We start from the raw sequence: 15,330 nt of genomic DNA, 5'->3' as shown, positions 1-15,330 counted from the left end.
TTGCTCGGCTTCTGCGATTCTACTATAGGTAGATCGATCGGTGGATGCGATGGGGCGGTCCATGTTCGAAATTGCCGCGAAGGCATTCTACACGTTCATTCTCGTCTCTCTTGCAGTGCTCTGCTTGCGGGAGACCTACCTGACATGGTTCGATTCCACGGTCCATTATGGAAGCTTCGCCGCAACGAAAGACGGACTGAGCGTTCCGGCCACCGGCGATTCATTTCGCCGGTTGATCGTGCAGCAACAACGACGCCTGTATCAGCTTTACCGGACCGAGCCGGGAGCCGCGAAGACGGGTGAATTTCGCGCGCCGGGCGAGTCGATCCACATTCAGTCCGTTTCCGATCTGGGAGACATTCCGACATCGCTGCTCGACGAACTGAAAATCGAAGCGGCCGGCATCAACGTCACATCCGTGCTGTCAACGTTGCAGCGATGGGTGCGTCCGCCGAACGAGATCACCGGCAGCATCGACCAGGTGGGCACCGCGATCTATGTCACCGCAAACTGGCCGGATGCCCCCAAACGCGAGGGCAATGGCCGAGAGGCGAGAACGTTCGTTCCGCCGCAACAGACCGACGTGGACGGTGCGAGTTTCGAGATCGCCTGCCGGATCTTCCTGGCGCGGATCGGATCGGCCGACCCCGTCTGGAAAGACATTGGGGATTCAGATTTCTGTTCGTTCTCGAAGTCGCTGGTCGCGTTTAAGGAATATGTCAGCCTGCGGGACAGAGCAGTTTCGGACGACGACCGTAAGAAAGCGCAGGACGGTCCGCTGGCGCGAGCCCAGGTGGAAGTCCAGCGGCTGCTGGCGTCGCGAACCAATCTCATCTTCGCCTACAAACTGTCGGGCTATATCGACATCGAAAGATCGGGCATCATCCCCGCGGCCAATGCCGCGAAGATCAAAGAGATGCTCGACAGCGCCGAAGGCGGCTTCAAGGAATATCTCAAGAGGCTCATCGAGATCAAAGCCGAAGCAAGGGACGCCGACGTGCAGGAGCGCATCACGTATCTGGCTGCGCGGCGCGGTCAGCTGACTCAGACGGCTCAGACATCGGCGAATACGAAGGAGTTTCTCGGCGCGATCGAGAAAATCCCGCGCAGCCGGATCGGCGTGGCCATCACGACTCCACATCCCGGCGCCAGCATCGGTCCTGTGGATACGGCCGCTGCGGGAACGCTATGCTGTTTCGTGAAGGATCGCGACGGCAAGCACTATCTCCTGACCGCCGGCTATGTCGTCGGCAACGTCGGAACGATGATCGTATCGCCGGCGACGATCGACGAGGCGCCGTCGCGTGACGTCGGAAAGGTTGCAGCGATTGTCGAAGGGATCGCGCTTATCGAGACGTCGCGCACGGATCTGGCAAATACCGGGATAACGGGCGTCGCCGATATGCCGAAACCCGGCGATACCCTGAAGTTGATCGGGCGCACGTCGAAATCGGTGTCAGGGACGATGATCGGAATTGAGAAGTCATCCCTCTTTTCAATGGGTAGTGCGTCGGGTGCCGAACAGGACGTGATTGCAGTGACACGAATTTCCTCGCCGGGCGACGGTGGGGCGCCAGTGCTGGATACCCAGGAACGACTGGTCGGCATATTGATGGCGAGAAGCAACGAGAAAAGCCTCGTCTTGCCGCTAAAGGATTTTCTCGACCGGAACCATCTTAATCTGCTCTGATGCTTTGCAATCGATCGCGAGCTGTCGTGTGATAGAGTGGATCATGCCCATCACTTACGTCATCCCCGATCTGCACGGCCGGCGCGATCTGCTGGATCGGGCGCTGGCTGAGATCGAGACGCATCGGGCCGGTGAAAGTGCCACGCTCATTGTGCTCGGCGACTATGTCGACAAGGGGCCGGACTCGCGCCGCGTCATTGCGCGGCTGCGGGCAGGGGTGGCACCTGGCCTGCGGCTGGCGATGCTCAAGGGCAATCACGATGCGCTGATGGTCGCCGCGCTGCGCGGCGATGTGGCGATGGCGAGCTGGATGACGAAAGGCGGCGATACCGCGCTGGCCTCCTATGGCGGCGACATCGCCGATGTGCCGGTGCATGACATCGACTGGCTCGATGGCCGGCCGCTGTGGCACATGGATGCGCATCGCATCTATGTCCATGCCGGCGTCGATCCCGCGCTGCCGCTGACGCAGCAGGACCCGGTATTGCTGATGACCAAGCGCTATGCGGATGATGACGCGTCCGGCCATGATGCAGGCGAGGGCGCGCGCCATGTGGTGCATGGCCATGACCGCCATGCCGATGGGCCGCTGCTGAAACAGGGCCGCAGTAATCTCGACACCTATGCCTGGAAGACAGGCCGGCTGGTGATCGGCGTGTTCGATGACGCGCTGCCGGGCGGGCCGGTAGAGCTGATCGAGATCACCGCGCCGCCGGCGCCTTGAGGCGGATATGACCTCTTGAACCAAAGACCGCGCCGCGACGCCTAACCGGCAACGCAACTGAACCGGCACGCTGGCATGTCCTCGATCATCGAAACCGTCGTCGAATTTTTTGCCGAGCTCGTCTGGGGCTGGGTGACAGCGCGATGGCCATGGGTCGGGGACGCCGTAGGAGCGACCTGCCTCGTGGCCGGCGCGGTCGTGGCACTGTCGTCATCGGGCACTGAGCGCGTGCAGGCACTGGTGATCGGTGGTCTTGTCGGCATCGGTGCTGGTGGGTTGCTGCTGGTGTGGTTCTGGCGCCTGCGCCGCGCGGCGGCGACGCGGACGGAGTGATCGCCATGACTGTGACACCGGCGATGCTTGGCGCCACGACAGACTGAGGAGATGCACCGATGCCGGACTGGATCTTGCCGCTGCTGCTGCTGATCGGAATCCTCGCCGTTCTATATCGCGCCTTCCTGCACACGCCGCGGGCGCCGCCCAGCGGCAGGAACCACGAAGAGGGCGTCACCAATTACTGGGACGTCCACCGCGATCGCTGACGGATATCGGCCCGTATCGCGCTGCGTGCAACGGCCCCCCGCAAAGGCGTCTAGTGCGTGGTTTGTGCCGCGACCCAGTCGGGATCGATGCGGGTCGCCTCAGCGATATCGTTGAGTGCGCCTTCGGCATCGCCGGTGACGCGCTTCTGCACGCCGCGGTAATACAGCGCCTTGGCATTGTCGGGCGTGTGCGTCAGCACGGCATCGAAATCGGCGATAGCGCGCAGCGGCTCGTGCTTGTCGATCAGGGCCGCGCCGCGGTTGAACAGATAGAGCTCGGACTCGGGGTTGAGCTTGATGGCCATGCCGAAATCGGCGATGGCGCGGTCGAGATCGTTCCGCATGTAGTGGATGACGCCGCGGCTGTTATAGGCGCTGGGATAGTCCGGGCTGATCCGTATCGCTGTCTCGAAATCGGCGATGGCGCGGTCCCTGTCGCCCTTGTCGTCAAAGGTGCGGCCGCGCCAATAGACTGTCACGGCATTGGTGGGATCGAGACGGATCGCTTCGCTGTAATCGGCGATGGCGCGGTCGAGATCGTGCTTGTCTTTCCAGGCCCGGGCGCGGCTCTCATGGGCGGAGGCATCGTCCGGCGCGAGGCGGATCGCGGCATCGAAATCGGCAATGGCCTGGTCGGGCTTGGCGGTGTCGAACCAGATGCTGCCGCGGTCCTTGTAGAAGTCTGCATCGTCGGGCCGCAGCCGAATGGCGGCGCTGAAATCGGCGATGGCCCGGTCATACACTTTCATGACCTGCCAGAGGTGGCCGCGCATGGCGTAGCCCGATGCGTCGTCCGGCTCGAGTCGGATGGCGGCGTCAGCGTCGGCGATGGCTGCATCCGTTTCGCTATAGGTCTCATGCAAGAGCGAGCGGCTGCGATGCAGCGCCGCCAGATCGCCGCCGCGGTAATAGTCGAGCCCGATGGCGCGGTCGCAGGCCTCCATCGCCTTTGTGCCGCGGCCTTTCAGGCAAATGGCATAATCGCCGCCCGGGCCGGCCAGTGTGGCGGCGGTGGCATAAGTCGGCGTCGCGGCGGCACTGGCGGCCAGCGCCATTGCCATCAGCGTGCTGCAAAACGGCAGGCGCAAGGATAGGCGCAAGGACAGGCCAGATCGTGCGTTCGGGTGCATGTGTCGTGCTCGGATGGCGAGGGAGCCGGGACGGCGTTGCTGCTTGGTCGGCGGCGTCAGCCAAAAGGTTCGACGGCGCGCGAACGCGGCAGCGGGGCGCGCAAGATGGAAGTGACAATCGCCATGGATGACCTGATCCGCATTTTCACCGAGCGCGGCGACCTCGCGCATCTCGCTTTGTTTCTGTGGGCGAGCGTGGCCAGCGCTGCGGCCTTGTTCGCGCTGCGCGAACTTGCCGGCGCCTCGCGCCGCTTCGACGAATTCGTGCGGCAGCTCGCACGCTTCAACCGCCGTGCGCATCGCCGCCACCGCATGCGCGACGAGACCGATGACATCTGAAAGGGATCATCCATGGACAGTCTGCACGACGTGATGCGCTCGATCCGCCCGGAGACCAAAGCGGGCAAGGATCATCTCAGCGTCTTCAGAGAATTTCTCGCCCATCTCGATCAGTTGCAACGCAAGGCGCTAGCTTCGAGGCCGCGGGTGAAGCCGGCAGCGCGACGGAAGCCGCCGCGGCGCGCGAAAGTGTAGTTCGTTTTTCTTCCCCTCTCCCCCAGCACGGCGCAGCCGTGCGCCGCGGGAGAGGGTGGATCGAATGCACATCGTGCATTCGAGACGGGAGAGGGCGCCGCAGTGCTTGTAGCGCCCCCTCTCCCTGACCCTCTCCCGCCAGACGCAGCTGCGCTGCGCCCGGGGGAGAGGGGACACTCCTGACATCGATTGTCGCTCTTCTTCCCCCGCATGTTGCGAGGCCGCCGATGCATGCCCCGTCGCCATCTCCCTGGCCATCTCCTGCACGCCTCGCACTCACGCCGGACGGCGTGATCGAGGGCTATGCCTCGCTGTTCGGCGAGATCGACCAGGCGCGCGACATGATGATGCCCGGCGCCTTCACGCAGACGCTGAAGCAGCGGGGCTTGCGAAAAATCCCGATGCTGTTCCAGCACGATCCCTCGGAGCCCGTCGGTGTCTGGCTCGAGATGAAGGAAGACCTGCGCGGATTATGGGCGCGAGGCCGGCTGATCCCGGATGTGACACGCGCCCGCGAATTGCTGGCGCTGCTGCAGGCCGGTGCGGTGGACGGATTATCGATCGGCTATCGCACCCAGCGCGGCCAGATCGAGCCGAAGACGCGCGTGCGCAAGCTCTATCAGGTCGATCTCTGGGAAGTGTCCATCGTCACATTCCCGCTGCTCAACGGTGCGCGGGTGAGCGCCGTGAAGGAGGCGCCGCGCTCGCGCCTGCGCGCCGAGCGCGACTGGACGCAACTCACCGGCGACGTCGCCGGCTCACATCTCACCGGCTTGAGCGGCGCCGCGGATGCACCACCGGCGCCGGTCATCCGGCGCGGGCGCAAGGCGAGCGGGCCTGTCCAGACCTGTTCGCTGCGCGCCCGCGCCGATCGCAAGCGGGCGCTAGGCGCGGTGAGCGCCGGTGTCGCGTTTCGCCGGAAATCCGAGAACCGTGAAAGGACCTAGTGCAGCTCGTCGCGCGGGATCGGCAGGTACAGTTGCGCCGCGCGCTCCTCACGATCCTGCTTGCGGAACTCACTCTCGCGCCGCTCGAAGGCGAGCATCTGGGCCTGCGCCTGCTGCAGGAACTGCTCGTATTTCGTCATCGGTGGTTGAGCGTGTTGCATCGCGTCGGCTCCGTGTTGGTCACCAATACCGGGCGATAACACCATACCCCGCCCACGGGTTCACTGTTCCAGATCAAATTCCAGATCAAATTCAACGTCGCTCGCGGCAAGTTTCGCAAGCTCCACCGAGCCCGTCAACGTGCCAGCGCGGCTCTGTTCGCGTGACCTCGGTTCCACACCCCAACGACCCTTCAACGGAGATCTGCCCCATGAATTTCGATATCACCGATGCTGCCCCCGAACATAAAGCCGGTTTCTCGACCGGCGCGCGCGACGACTATGATGAGTTGCGTCAGACCTTCGAGGAATTCAAGGCCGCCAACGACGAGCGACTGGCTGTTATCGAGCACAAGCGCGGCGACGTGCTGCTGGAGGAGAAAGTCGATCGCATCAACCGGGCGCTGGATGCGCAACATCGGCGGCTCGATGATCTGGCGCTGCGCCAGGCGCGGCCCTCGATCGATGGCATCCGGCGGCAGCCGCGCGATGGCGTGGCGCGCGAGCACAAGAGTGCCTTCGATGCCTATGTGCGTGCCGGTGATGTCGATGGCCTGCGCCAGATCGAGACCAAGGCTATGTCGGTCGGCAGCAATGCCGACGGTGGCTATCTGGTGCCGGTGGAGCTCGAACACGCGATCAACCAGCGCGTGATGGCGATCTCGCCGATCCGCAGCATCGCGTCGGTGCGCGAGATCTCCGGGAATGTCTACAAGAAGCCGTTCATGACCGCGGGGCCGGCGACGGGTTGGGTCGGCGAAACCGACGCGCGGACGCAGACGACGTCGGCGACATTCGACGCGCTGTCATTTCCGGCGATGGAGCTTTATGCCATGCCGGCAGCGACGGCGACGCTGCTCGACGACAGCGCGGTGGATCTCGACCAGTGGATCGCCTCCGAAGTCGAACTGGTCTTCGCTATGCAGGAAGGCGCGGCCTTTGTGGCAGGCGACGGCGTCAACAAGCCGAAGGGATTTCTCAGCTACACCACGATGGCCAATGCATCCTGGAGCTGGGGTAATCTCGGTTACATCGCCTCCGGCGCGGCGGGAGCGTTTGCGGCTTCCAACCCATCGGATGTGCTGATCGATCTGATCTACAGCCTGAAAGCGGGCTATCGCCAGAATGGCAGCTTCGTGATGAATCGCAAGACCCAGGCGACCATCCGCAAGTTCAAGGACTCCACCGGAGCCTATCTCTGGCAGCCACCGGCGCAGGCCGGAGGGCGCGCCACGCTTATGACGTTCCCGCTTGTGGAAGCGGAGGACATGCCGGACATCGCGGCAAATGCGCTCGCATTGGCCTTCGGCGATTTCCAGCGTGGTTATCTCATCGTCGACCGCGTTGGCGTCCGCGTGCTGCGCGATCCCTACAGCGCCAAACCTTATGTGCTGTTCTACACCACCAAGCGGGTGGGCGGCGGCGTGCAGGATTTCGAAGCGATCAAGCTGCTGAAGATGGCGGTGAGCTGAGAGATCGGCGATTGGCGCGGGCGACGTGCCGTCGTCCGCCGCTTTCTCCTTTGTGGAGCATGATCCCTCGACAAACGAATTCGTTTGTCGGCGAAAACCGGAAAGCCGCTTTTCGGGATCATGCTCTGTGGATCAGCAATAGCGGTAGTTGCAGCCAAATTGCTGGCGGCCAACAAGCAGCTCCGGCGGCACACCATAATGGCTGTAGTAATAGGAAACCTGCGGCGGGCCGAAATAGCGGTGAACCTGAATTGGAGCTCCGCCCGGGGACGAATAAGTGGTGACCTTGTCGAATGGCGGGGATTCGACGGCAAGGAAACGCCCGCCGCCAACAAGCGGTGCCGGCTCGACCACCTGACCTTGGCCATAGCGCGGAGTGCCCGAGAGATCGGCGGCTGCCGCCGGCAACGTCACAGCAGCGGCGATGCAGGCGAAAACGAGCTGGCGCAGCACGACGGGCATTCCTTCTGATCGGCGCGTCGCTGCGCGAGAGCGATGGCGACGGTTGTGCGATGCATGTTTGCCAGAAAGAGCTTGTGTGAGGCTGATCTGACGTGCGCGGCGTGTATCGCAGATATGCCGGATGTCGCGGCGGGGGCGCTGTCGATCGCCTGCGGCGATTTCAAGCGCGGCTATCTAAGCGTAGATCGCCGAGGGGTGCGGGTGCTGCGCGATCCCACCAGCGCCAAGCCCTATGTGCTGCTCTACACGACCAAACGGGTTGGGGGCGGCGTGCAGGATTTTGAGGCGATCAAGCTGCTGAAGATGGCGGCGAGCTGAGGGGCGCGTTCAGTTCGATCTTGATTAATCGGAGCCGGCCCTTGGGCCGGCTTTTTGTTTGGCCTCACCAACGGTCGGAACAACTCGCATGGACCTGCGCGAGAACGTTTATCTGCGGCATCAGCTGCAGCGCTTCATGCGGCCTGATGCGGCGCGCTACTTGAATCCGCACGCTGCGCGGTTTCTCAAACCGGGAAGTGAGAAGGCCGATGTCTATCCGGCGCTGGCGCGAAAGTATGAAGGTCAGCCGCGAATTCCGGAGGGGGAGGGCGGGGGGCAGTTCACGTTCGGGCGGGATCCTGACCGCACTGGAACCGGATCCGGGAGGCCGTATGTCATTATCAATCAGCTCGAAGATCTCGGGGCTGGTGGAGACAATGACAGTGGAGATGCCTGGGAAAATGTGCAACTGGCAGGAGACCTTGGCGGGCCGACCGAAGAACCGCCGCAAATTCCCGACGACAAGCCCCCAAAAAGTTCGCAGCGCAACGCCGTTCTTCGCTCGATCGCGAGTTTTCTCGGCCGAAATAGCGGCCTGATTGCAGATGTTTTCATCGGTCTGATGAATGAAATCGAGTGGCTTGAAAGCTATCAGGACTTGATCCAAGCCGCTCGCGATCCGCCGAAAACTATGCGCGAGCTGCAGAATGCCGTTGGCAAGGGAAGGCCGGGTTACGATGATCACCACATCATTGAGCAGACAGCCGCAGAGCGATGGCGCCTGTCACGAAGCCAGATTGATGATCGATCGAATGTTGTCAGTATTCCGAGATTGAAGCACTATCAGATCACGGGATGGTACATGACCAAGAATGCCGACTTTGGCGGCCTTACGCCTCGCGAATATCTAAGCGACAAAAGCTTAGAGGAACGTCGGCGAGTAGGTCTAGACACACTGGAGCTGTTCAAGGTTTTGCAGCGATGAAGCGGATAGCACTTACTGAGATGTCCACGGCTGATCTGGTGAAATCGTTCGCTGAAATTGTGGTGGCGCAGGACGAGGCCAGTCTCGGCGGTCAAATAGAAAAGTTCAACCGTCTCTTCGACAACATGATGGATGTCTCAAATGAACTGAAGCGCAGAAAGGGCGATCAGCGCATTCTGCTGCTCGATCTTTTCAAGCATCCAAACGTCCAGGTGCGCTTGCAGGCCGCCAAACTCACGCTTGCGGTTGCACCTGGCCAAGCGCGAGCTCAACTTGAGGAGATCGTACAATTGCAATGGTTTCCGCAGTCAGGGGATGCAGGCATGTCGCTCCGAAACTTAGATTTGGGTGTTTTTAAGCCGGTATAATTGCCGTTGCTGCCTACGTCCGCACGGAACCATTTCCCCGCTGCCGTCGTTACCTCCATTCACGCAAGCTTTGGGAGAACGACAATGAGACTGACCGAACGCGTCGCGTGTGCGGCCGTGATTGCCGTGATGGGATCCTTTGCGGGATCGGCGGCCCAGGCTGCTGACCAGACCTTCACCGGGGTCGTCACCATTCTCGATCGCACCACCAGCGAAGTGGTGATCAAGCAGGCGCCGGCTGGCGAGACCGTCGGCGCGAATACACCGGGCGCGGTGGAGAAATTCAGGCTGCGCACGGTTCCGGAGTCGCTGCATGCCGGCGAGCGCGTCACGGTGACCTATACCGAGAGCAATGGCGTCAAGACGATCAGCAATGTGACCGAGAAGAAAGACTAGGCGATACGGGCGCATGGGCTGCTGCCGCAGGCGATACTGCTGCATGGGACCATGCGCCCGGAATTCCTGGTGTGGACAGGTTCAATCCTTCAGCACGAACTTCTTGCGCAGTTCCACGGCCACTTCGTCGGCGAGCTGCTGGGCATAGGTGGCGTGTTTCGGCGCGGTGATCACCATCGGCCGCCAGCCGAGCAGGGCATCCCTGCGTACCGACACATAGACGCCGCCGACAACAATGCGCTGGGCGATCATTTCCTCAAGTTCGGCTTCGGTCTTTTCTTCTTTTCCCATAACCGGCTTCCCGTGATGCTCTGAAGCACCCCTCTAGCTAGGGAGGCGTTTCGGAAATGCAGTTCACAAGAATGAGAGACGCCACTATCACAATGTCGCAGGCAATGTTGTCGCAGGAAATGCTGTCGCATGAAAATGCTGTCGCAGTCTGAAGCCTCCGCAGTCGGCGCGCCTGTTCCGCGCGGCGCTCAGCAATAGCCGTAATAGCCGCAGCCATAGGGCGCGCGGCTGAAGATCGTCTCCGACGGGGTGCCGTAATAGTTGCGGTAATAATAGGAATTCGGCTTGCCGTAATAGCCATGCACGATGGAGGAGATATCCACCTCCGGCGCATATTGCACGATCGGCTCTTCTATCGGCTTTTCGTCCTTGACCACCACCACGCGGCGGCTCTTCACCACCGGCTCGTCGAACAGCCGGCCGATGCGGCCCTGGCCGGCCATGTCGGCAGCCTGCGCGCCCGCGATCAGGGCCATCGCGACGACGGTGAGAGTGAGCAGGCGCAGCATGCGGGATGTCTCCATGATTCGCGGATCATAGCGGAGAACCTTTCACGGATCTTAACGACACCTGCCTTCGCGGCGCTTGCTTGCACAGCGTTGCCTGAATGGCGCCTGCGATCAGAGCGGCGTGCCCCAGGCGCGTGCCGTCTGCAGGATCCAGTCGCGATACAGCGTCAGCGGCGTCACGCCGGTGAGGCCGCCGCAGCCGGCGGCGTTCTTCGCGCCGGTGGACCACGACACCACGCCGATCACGATGTTGCGGCCATTTTGCTGTTGCAGCACGGGCCCGCCTGAATCGCCGGTGCAGGCGCCGAGGCCGTCGCGTGTGTTGTCGGTGGCGGGATCGACCAGTCTTATCTGCAATTTGCCGGGATGGCTGGTGGAGGTGAGCTGCGCGGCGCGCACGGTGCCGCCGCTCTTGCCGTCGCCGCGCGCGGCGACGCCGATGCCGGCCACGAGATAGCTCTGCCCGGCGGCGAAGGGCTCGGTGGGCACGCCGAGCGGCAGCGCGGTCTTGCCGGGCAGCGGATCTGCGAGCTGCAGCAGCGCCACATCGGCGCTGGCGCGATGCGCCTTGATGCCCTCCGCATTGAACTGCGGATGATCGGCGACGCGTTTCACCGCGAGCAGTTGCGGCTGCCGCTGGGCGTCATAGAGCACGATCTTGTAGCTGGCGCCGGGCGTCACGCAATGCGCCGCCGACAGCACCAGGGTCGGCGCGATCAGTGCGCCCGAACAGAAATTGCCGCGCGAGCCGACAATGGTGATCACCGCGCGGCCGATCTCGTCATCGCGCACGCTCGCGCCGCCGACGAGCGCGGAGGCGGGAATTGAGATGAGCGATGCAAGCGCAATGCTGGCAATGGCGAGAGAGCGCCGCGTCACGCGAGCGCGCGGCGGCATGCGGGAACCTGTCTGAATCATGGCGGGATGTCAGCCCCGCGGACCCGCGATGTCAATTCCCTGATTGGTCACACGAGCCTCCCGGGAGATCCCCATGTCCGCCATTCTGCTGGTGCCGCCGGCAAGCGAACCGCTGTCGCTTGCCGAGGCCAGACAATTTCTGCGTGTCGACCACGCCGACGATGACACTGTCATCACCGCGCTGATCGCCGCCGCCCGCGCGCATGTGGAAGCGCTGACACGCCGGGCGCTGCTGACGCAGACCTGGCGGTTCGTGCTGGATGCATGGCCGGCGAATGGGCGGTTCACGCCGCGCATCGGGCCGCTGCAGACACTGCTCGCGGTGCGGGTGTTCGATGCGAGTGGCGTCGCGCATGCGCTGGATGTCGAGAGTTTCGTCGTCGATAGCGCTGCCAATGTCATCGCCGCGCCGTGCTGGGGACTACCCGCACCGGGCCGCAGTGTCGCCGGCATCGAGCTCGATGTGATCTGCGGCTTCGGCGCGCTTGCGAGCGACGTGCCGGCGGATCTCATTCATGCGCTGAAGATGCTGCTGGCGCATTGGTATGACAATCGTGGTCTCGCAGCGATCGGCGGCACTGCGATGCAGCCCGCAGGTCTGCACGCGCTGATCGCGCCCAATCGTGGGCTGTCGCTATGATCGATCCCGGACGGTTGAAGACGCGGCTGGTGATCGAGGCGCCCATCGAGGCCGATGACGGGCAGGGCGGCGTCGCGCGCAGCTACAGCGCCGTCGTCACGATCTGGGCCGCGGTGCTGCCGGCGCGCATGACTCACGCGGTCGAGGCCGATGCCGACGGCGCGCTGGTGCATCTGCGCATCATCCTGCGCAGCGGCTTTGCGCTGACCCTGCGGCATCGCTTCATCGACGGCGCGAAAATCTATCGCATCACCGCACTGCGCGAGATCGATGAGCGCCGGTTCGTCGAGATCGATGCCGAATGGCGCATCGACTGAACTGAATCTTACCCTCCCCTGGAGGGGGAGGGTCGTCACGTGCATAGCACGTGGCGGGGTGGGGTGAATGTTCATCGACGATGCTTGTGGCTTCACCCCACCCCGATGCTCGCTGACGCTTCGCATCGACCCTCCCCCTCCAGGGGAGGGTAAAAAAGAGGGATCATCCCATGCCCGCAGCTCACGTCGCCTTGCGCGCGGCGATCTTTGATGCGCTCAAGGCCGACACGGCGCTGGGTTTCGCGCTCGGCGGTCACCGCGTCTATGACGAGCCGCCGGCCAATGCCGCCTTTCCCTATGTCACGCTCGGCGATGCGCGCATCGTCGATGTCTCCGCCGATGACGGCCAGGTGCAGGAGCATCAGCTCACGCTGCATGCCTGGTCGCGGCAGGGCGGCCACAAGGAGGCGCATGTGATCACCGGCGCGCTGCTGCAGGCGCTGGACGACGCGCCGCTGACGCCGGATGGCCATCGGCTGGTCAATCTGCGCTTTGCCATCGCCGATATCCGGCGCGAGGCCGATGGCCGGACTTATCACGCCGTGGTGCGGTTTCGCGCCATCACCGAACCAGAGGATTAAGGGGAGCACGCGATGGGCGCACAGAAGGGCAAGGATCTGCTGATCAAGATCCATAACGGTACGACATTCGTCACGGTGGCGGGGCTGCGCAGTCGGCGCATCGCCTTCAATGCGGAGATCGTCGACATCACCCATGCGGAATCCGTCGATCGCTGGCGCGAGCTCTTGGCCGGCGCCGGCGTGCGGCGCGCGTCGATTTCCGGCCGCGGATTGTTCAAGGACGGCTCGTCCGACGCCTTGGTGCGGCAGGCGTTCTTCGACGGCACCATCAATAACTGCCAGGTGCTGGTACCCGATTTCGGCACCATCACAGGGCTGTTCCAGATCGCCAGTCTCGAATTTGCCGGCGAGCACAATGGCGAAGTGAGCTTCGATCTCGCGCTCGAGTCTGCGGGCGCGCTGACCTTTGCCGCGGTGTGACCCTTACCTTCCCCTGGAGGGGGAGGGTCGTCACGTGCGTAGCGCGTGGCGGGGTGGGGTGAATGTTCATCGACGGTGCCTGTGGCTTCACCCCACCTCGTCTCGCATTGCGCTTCGCGCGCTGCTCACCGACCCTCCCCCGTCAGGGGAGGGTAAGAACGGAGATCATCATGCCCAACAGATTGCGCGGCGAGATCGCCGCCGAACTCGGTGGCCGCAGCCGCATACTGGTGCTGACGCTCGGTGCGCTGGCGGAGCTCGAAAGCGCGTTCGGCGCCGATGACCTTGCGGCGCTGGCCGAACGTTTCGGCTCCGGGCGGATGTCGGCGCGCGATCTCATCCGCATCATCGGCGCCGGATTGCGCGGGGCGGGGGAAGCCGTCAGCGACAACGAGGTCGCGGCCATGACCGTGCCGGGCGGCGCCGCAGGCTTTGTCGGCATCGCCGCCGAACTGATATCAGCGACCTTCACCGACACGCCGCAGGCCGCGCGATGACATCGCCTGCGCCATTTCCATGGGCCGAGGCGATGCAGTTCGGTTTCGGCGTGCTGCGGCTGTCGCCCGATGCGTTCTGGCGGATGACGCCGCGCGAATTGGCGCATGCCATCGCGGCGGTGCGCGGCGCTGTATCCACGCCGATGGATCGCGGCGCGCTCAATGACCTGATGAAACAGTTTCCGGATTCCGGGGAGCTTCTCCATGAGTGACACCAGTGACCTCTCGGCGGCGTCCGGCACGCTCGACAGCATGACCACGAAGACCGCTGGCCTGACATCAGCCGCGACGACTTTCTCGAAAGTGATGACCCAGGCCTTTTCGAGTTCGGTCGCATCGGGCCAGAAGTTCGACGACGTGCTGAAATCGCTGGCGCTGAAAATGTCCGATCTGGCGACGAAATCCGCGCTGCAGGCCGGCGCCGGCGCGATGTCATCGAGCATTTCCTCGCTGGTCTCTAGCCTGTTCGGCGGCGCGGGCAAGGCTGGTGTCAGCAGTCCGGTGAAGGCGTTCGCGTCGGGCGGCGTGATCGGCACGCCCAGCTATTTCCCGATGCCCGGCGGCGGCACCGGTCTGGCCGGCGAGTCCGGGCCGGAAGCGATCATGCCGCTGCAGCGTGCCGCGGATGGCAGCCTCGGCGTCGCCGTGCAGGGCGGTGGCAACACCATCCATGTGCAGATCGCGACGCCGGATCTCGACGGCTTCCGTCGTTCGGAGAGCTACGTCACCGGCCAGATTGCCCGCGCGGTGGCGCGCGGACAGCGCAGTCTGTGATGGATAGCGTGCGATCTGCTTACCCTCCCCTGGAGGGGGAGGGTAAAGGAAGAGTCTCATGACAGCCTTTCACGACATCCTGTTTCCGCTCGATATCGCGCTGAAGAGCGCAGGCGGACCGGAGCGGCGCACGGAGATCGTGTCGTTCGGCTCCGGGCGCGAGGAGCGTAACGCACGCTGGGCGCATTCGCGCCGCCGCTTTGACGCGGGCTACGGCATCAAGACGCTGGCGGCGCTGCAGAGCGTGGTGGCGTTCTTCGAGGAGCGGCGGGGACGGCTGCACGGATTTCGCTGGCGCGACCGGCTCGATCAGACGTCTAACGTTTCTGGTGGAACGATCTCGCCTCGCGATCAGGGCATCGGCATCGGCGATGGCGCAACCGCCGCGTTTCAATTGATGAAGACCTATGGCAGCAGTTTTGCGCCGTATCAGCGGCCGATCACCAAGCCCGTCGACGGCAGCGTGCGGATCGCCGTTGGCGGCAACGAGCTGGCGAGCGGTGCCTTCAGCTGCGATGTGACGACGGGGCTCGTGACATTCGCCAGCGGGCATATTCCTGGGGCGGGTGCTGCAGTCACCGCCGGCTTCCAGTTCGACGTGCCCGTGCGCTTTGACACGGACTATCTCGAAGTCGATCTGTCGGCCTTCGCCGCCGGTGCGATCCCGAAAATTCCGTTGGTGGAGATCAGGATTTAGCAGGCGCATCGGTCGTGAGG

General features: G+C 63.5%; 25 protein-coding genes and 1 pseudogene. 20 read left to right on the top strand and 6 right to left on the bottom strand.

Annotated elements, in window-relative coordinates:
- The first annotated feature begins 61 nt into the window (after positions 1-61).
- From BLW80_RS18280 to BLW80_RS30425, 4 genes are all read left to right on the top strand, one after another.
- Positions 62-1,690, top strand: a complete 1,629-nt coding sequence (locus BLW80_RS18280) for a chymotrypsin family serine protease (protein WP_139285852.1) — start codon at positions 62-64, stop codon at positions 1,688-1,690.
- A 43-nt stretch (positions 1,691-1,733) separates the two neighbouring features.
- Positions 1,734-2,414 carry a metallophosphoesterase gene (locus BLW80_RS18275; protein ID WP_093759006.1) on the top strand — a complete coding sequence of 227 codons (681 nt, stop codon included), beginning with the start codon at positions 1,734-1,736 and terminating at the stop codon, positions 2,412-2,414.
- Positions 2,415-2,489: 75 nt separating this feature from the next.
- Positions 2,490-2,747, top strand: a complete 258-nt coding sequence (locus tag BLW80_RS18270) for a hypothetical protein (protein ID WP_089267034.1) — start codon at positions 2,490-2,492, stop codon at positions 2,745-2,747.
- Positions 2,748-2,806: 59 nt separating this feature from the next.
- Positions 2,807-2,956, top strand: coding sequence for a hypothetical protein (locus BLW80_RS30425; protein ID WP_170849706.1), 150 nt, complete (start codon positions 2,807-2,809; stop codon positions 2,954-2,956).
- A gap of 50 nt (positions 2,957-3,006) precedes the next feature.
- Here the strand turns inward: BLW80_RS30425 and BLW80_RS18265 are convergent, their stop codons facing one another.
- Positions 3,007-4,017 (bottom strand): tetratricopeptide repeat protein, encoded by a 1,011-nt coding sequence (locus BLW80_RS18265; RefSeq protein ID WP_170849705.1) that lies wholly within the window; start codon positions 4,015-4,017, stop codon positions 3,007-3,009.
- A 192-nt stretch (positions 4,018-4,209) separates the two neighbouring features.
- Here BLW80_RS18265 and BLW80_RS29930 point away from each other — a divergent pair, with 192 nt between their 5' ends.
- From BLW80_RS29930 to BLW80_RS18255, 3 genes are all read left to right on the top strand, one after another.
- Positions 4,210-4,425 carry a hypothetical protein gene (locus tag BLW80_RS29930; RefSeq protein ID WP_139285850.1) on the top strand — a complete coding sequence of 72 codons (216 nt, stop codon included), beginning with the start codon at positions 4,210-4,212 and terminating at the stop codon, positions 4,423-4,425.
- Positions 4,426-4,437: 12 nt separating this feature from the next.
- Positions 4,438-4,620, top strand: a complete 183-nt coding sequence (locus BLW80_RS18260) for a hypothetical protein (RefSeq protein ID WP_093759004.1) — start codon at positions 4,438-4,440, stop codon at positions 4,618-4,620.
- Positions 4,621-4,847: 227 nt separating this feature from the next.
- Positions 4,848-5,567 carry an HK97 family phage prohead protease gene (locus BLW80_RS18255; RefSeq protein WP_093759003.1) on the top strand — a complete coding sequence of 240 codons (720 nt, stop codon included), beginning with the start codon at positions 4,848-4,850 and terminating at the stop codon, positions 5,565-5,567.
- On the opposite strand, the gene BLW80_RS30420 is transcribed toward BLW80_RS18255, so the two are convergent.
- On the bottom strand, positions 5,564-5,728 hold the full coding sequence (locus BLW80_RS30420) for a hypothetical protein (RefSeq protein WP_170849704.1): 165 nt from the start codon (positions 5,726-5,728) through the stop codon (positions 5,564-5,566). The genes BLW80_RS18255 and BLW80_RS30420 overlap by 4 nt on opposite strands.
- A gap of 209 nt (positions 5,729-5,937) precedes the next feature.
- Here BLW80_RS30420 and BLW80_RS18245 point away from each other — a divergent pair, with 209 nt between their 5' ends.
- Complete coding sequence (locus BLW80_RS18245) at positions 5,938-7,197, top strand: phage major capsid protein (protein WP_093759001.1); 1,260 nt, start codon at positions 5,938-5,940, stop codon at positions 7,195-7,197.
- 132 nt (positions 7,198-7,329) lie between these two features.
- On the opposite strand, the gene BLW80_RS18240 is transcribed toward BLW80_RS18245, so the two are convergent.
- A complete protein-coding gene (locus BLW80_RS18240; protein ID WP_170849703.1) occupies positions 7,330-7,650 on the bottom strand; it encodes a hypothetical protein in 321 nt (106 codons plus the stop codon).
- A 120-nt stretch (positions 7,651-7,770) separates the two neighbouring features.
- On the opposite strand from BLW80_RS18240, the pseudogene BLW80_RS18235 reads away from it, so the two are divergent.
- From BLW80_RS18235 to BLW80_RS18220, 4 genes and pseudogenes are all read left to right on the top strand, one after another.
- Positions 7,771-7,977, top strand: a pseudogene (locus tag BLW80_RS18235) (phage major capsid protein); the annotation flags it as partial.
- Between the two features lie 88 nt (positions 7,978-8,065).
- Positions 8,066-8,902 carry a hypothetical protein gene (locus tag BLW80_RS18230; RefSeq protein ID WP_170849702.1) on the top strand — a complete coding sequence of 279 codons (837 nt, stop codon included), beginning with the start codon at positions 8,066-8,068 and terminating at the stop codon, positions 8,900-8,902.
- 20 nt (positions 8,903-8,922) lie between these two features.
- The gene (locus tag BLW80_RS18225; RefSeq protein WP_320443757.1) at positions 8,923-9,270 is read left to right on the top strand and encodes a DUF2019 domain-containing protein; all 348 of its coding nucleotides are present in this window, start codon (positions 8,923-8,925) and stop codon (positions 9,268-9,270) included.
- Between the two features lie 84 nt (positions 9,271-9,354).
- The gene (locus BLW80_RS18220; protein ID WP_093758999.1) at positions 9,355-9,666 is read left to right on the top strand and encodes a hypothetical protein; all 312 of its coding nucleotides are present in this window, start codon (positions 9,355-9,357) and stop codon (positions 9,664-9,666) included.
- 81 nt (positions 9,667-9,747) lie between these two features.
- On the opposite strand, the gene BLW80_RS18215 is transcribed toward BLW80_RS18220, so the two are convergent.
- The 3 genes from BLW80_RS18215 to BLW80_RS18205 all read right to left on the bottom strand — a co-directional run bounded on the left by BLW80_RS18215 (position 9,748) and on the right by BLW80_RS18205 (position 11,384).
- Positions 9,748-9,957: a hypothetical protein gene (locus BLW80_RS18215; RefSeq protein WP_089267048.1), complete on the bottom strand. Its 210-nt coding sequence runs from the start codon at positions 9,955-9,957 to the stop codon at positions 9,748-9,750.
- Between the two features lie 188 nt (positions 9,958-10,145).
- Positions 10,146-10,466, bottom strand: a complete 321-nt coding sequence (locus tag BLW80_RS18210) for a hypothetical protein (protein WP_093759150.1) — start codon at positions 10,464-10,466, stop codon at positions 10,146-10,148.
- Positions 10,467-10,577: 111 nt separating this feature from the next.
- A complete protein-coding gene (locus BLW80_RS18205) occupies positions 10,578-11,384 on the bottom strand; it encodes a S1 family peptidase (RefSeq protein WP_502688611.1) in 807 nt (268 codons plus the stop codon).
- A 73-nt stretch (positions 11,385-11,457) separates the two neighbouring features.
- Here BLW80_RS18205 and BLW80_RS18200 point away from each other — a divergent pair, with 73 nt between their 5' ends.
- From BLW80_RS18200 to BLW80_RS18165, 8 genes are all read left to right on the top strand, one after another.
- A complete protein-coding gene (locus BLW80_RS18200; RefSeq protein ID WP_093758998.1) occupies positions 11,458-12,024 on the top strand; it encodes a head-tail connector protein in 567 nt (188 codons plus the stop codon).
- Positions 12,021-12,341 (top strand): head-tail adaptor protein, encoded by a 321-nt coding sequence (locus BLW80_RS18195; RefSeq protein WP_093758997.1) that lies wholly within the window; start codon positions 12,021-12,023, stop codon positions 12,339-12,341. Before BLW80_RS18200 ends, BLW80_RS18195 begins: the two co-directional genes overlap by 4 nt.
- Before the next feature lie 170 nt (positions 12,342-12,511).
- Positions 12,512-12,922, top strand: coding sequence for a DUF3168 domain-containing protein (locus BLW80_RS18190; protein ID WP_093758996.1), 411 nt, complete (start codon positions 12,512-12,514; stop codon positions 12,920-12,922).
- A 12-nt stretch (positions 12,923-12,934) separates the two neighbouring features.
- A complete protein-coding gene (locus tag BLW80_RS18185) occupies positions 12,935-13,342 on the top strand; it encodes a phage major tail protein, TP901-1 family (RefSeq protein WP_093758995.1) in 408 nt (135 codons plus the stop codon).
- Between the two features lie 170 nt (positions 13,343-13,512).
- Complete coding sequence (locus BLW80_RS18180) at positions 13,513-13,839, top strand: gene transfer agent family protein (RefSeq protein ID WP_093758994.1); 327 nt, start codon at positions 13,513-13,515, stop codon at positions 13,837-13,839.
- Positions 13,836-14,051, top strand: a complete 216-nt coding sequence (locus BLW80_RS18175) for a rcc01693 family protein (protein WP_093758993.1) — start codon at positions 13,836-13,838, stop codon at positions 14,049-14,051. The genes BLW80_RS18180 and BLW80_RS18175 overlap by 4 nt, the downstream gene beginning before the upstream one ends.
- Positions 14,044-14,613 carry a phage tail tape measure protein gene (locus tag BLW80_RS18170; protein ID WP_093758992.1) on the top strand — a complete coding sequence of 190 codons (570 nt, stop codon included), beginning with the start codon at positions 14,044-14,046 and terminating at the stop codon, positions 14,611-14,613. The genes BLW80_RS18175 and BLW80_RS18170 overlap by 8 nt, the downstream gene beginning before the upstream one ends.
- 58 nt (positions 14,614-14,671) lie before the next feature.
- Complete coding sequence (locus BLW80_RS18165) at positions 14,672-15,310, top strand: DUF2460 domain-containing protein (protein WP_093758991.1); 639 nt, start codon at positions 14,672-14,674, stop codon at positions 15,308-15,310.
- The last annotated feature ends 20 nt before the right edge of the window (positions 15,311-15,330 follow it).

This window comes from Tardiphaga sp. OK245, from assembly GCF_900108575.1.
GTDB lineage: Bacteria > Pseudomonadota > Alphaproteobacteria > Rhizobiales > Xanthobacteraceae > Tardiphaga > Tardiphaga robiniae.
Note: the sequence above shows the minus strand (reverse complement) of the source record. Positions and strands in the feature narration are given on the sequence as shown.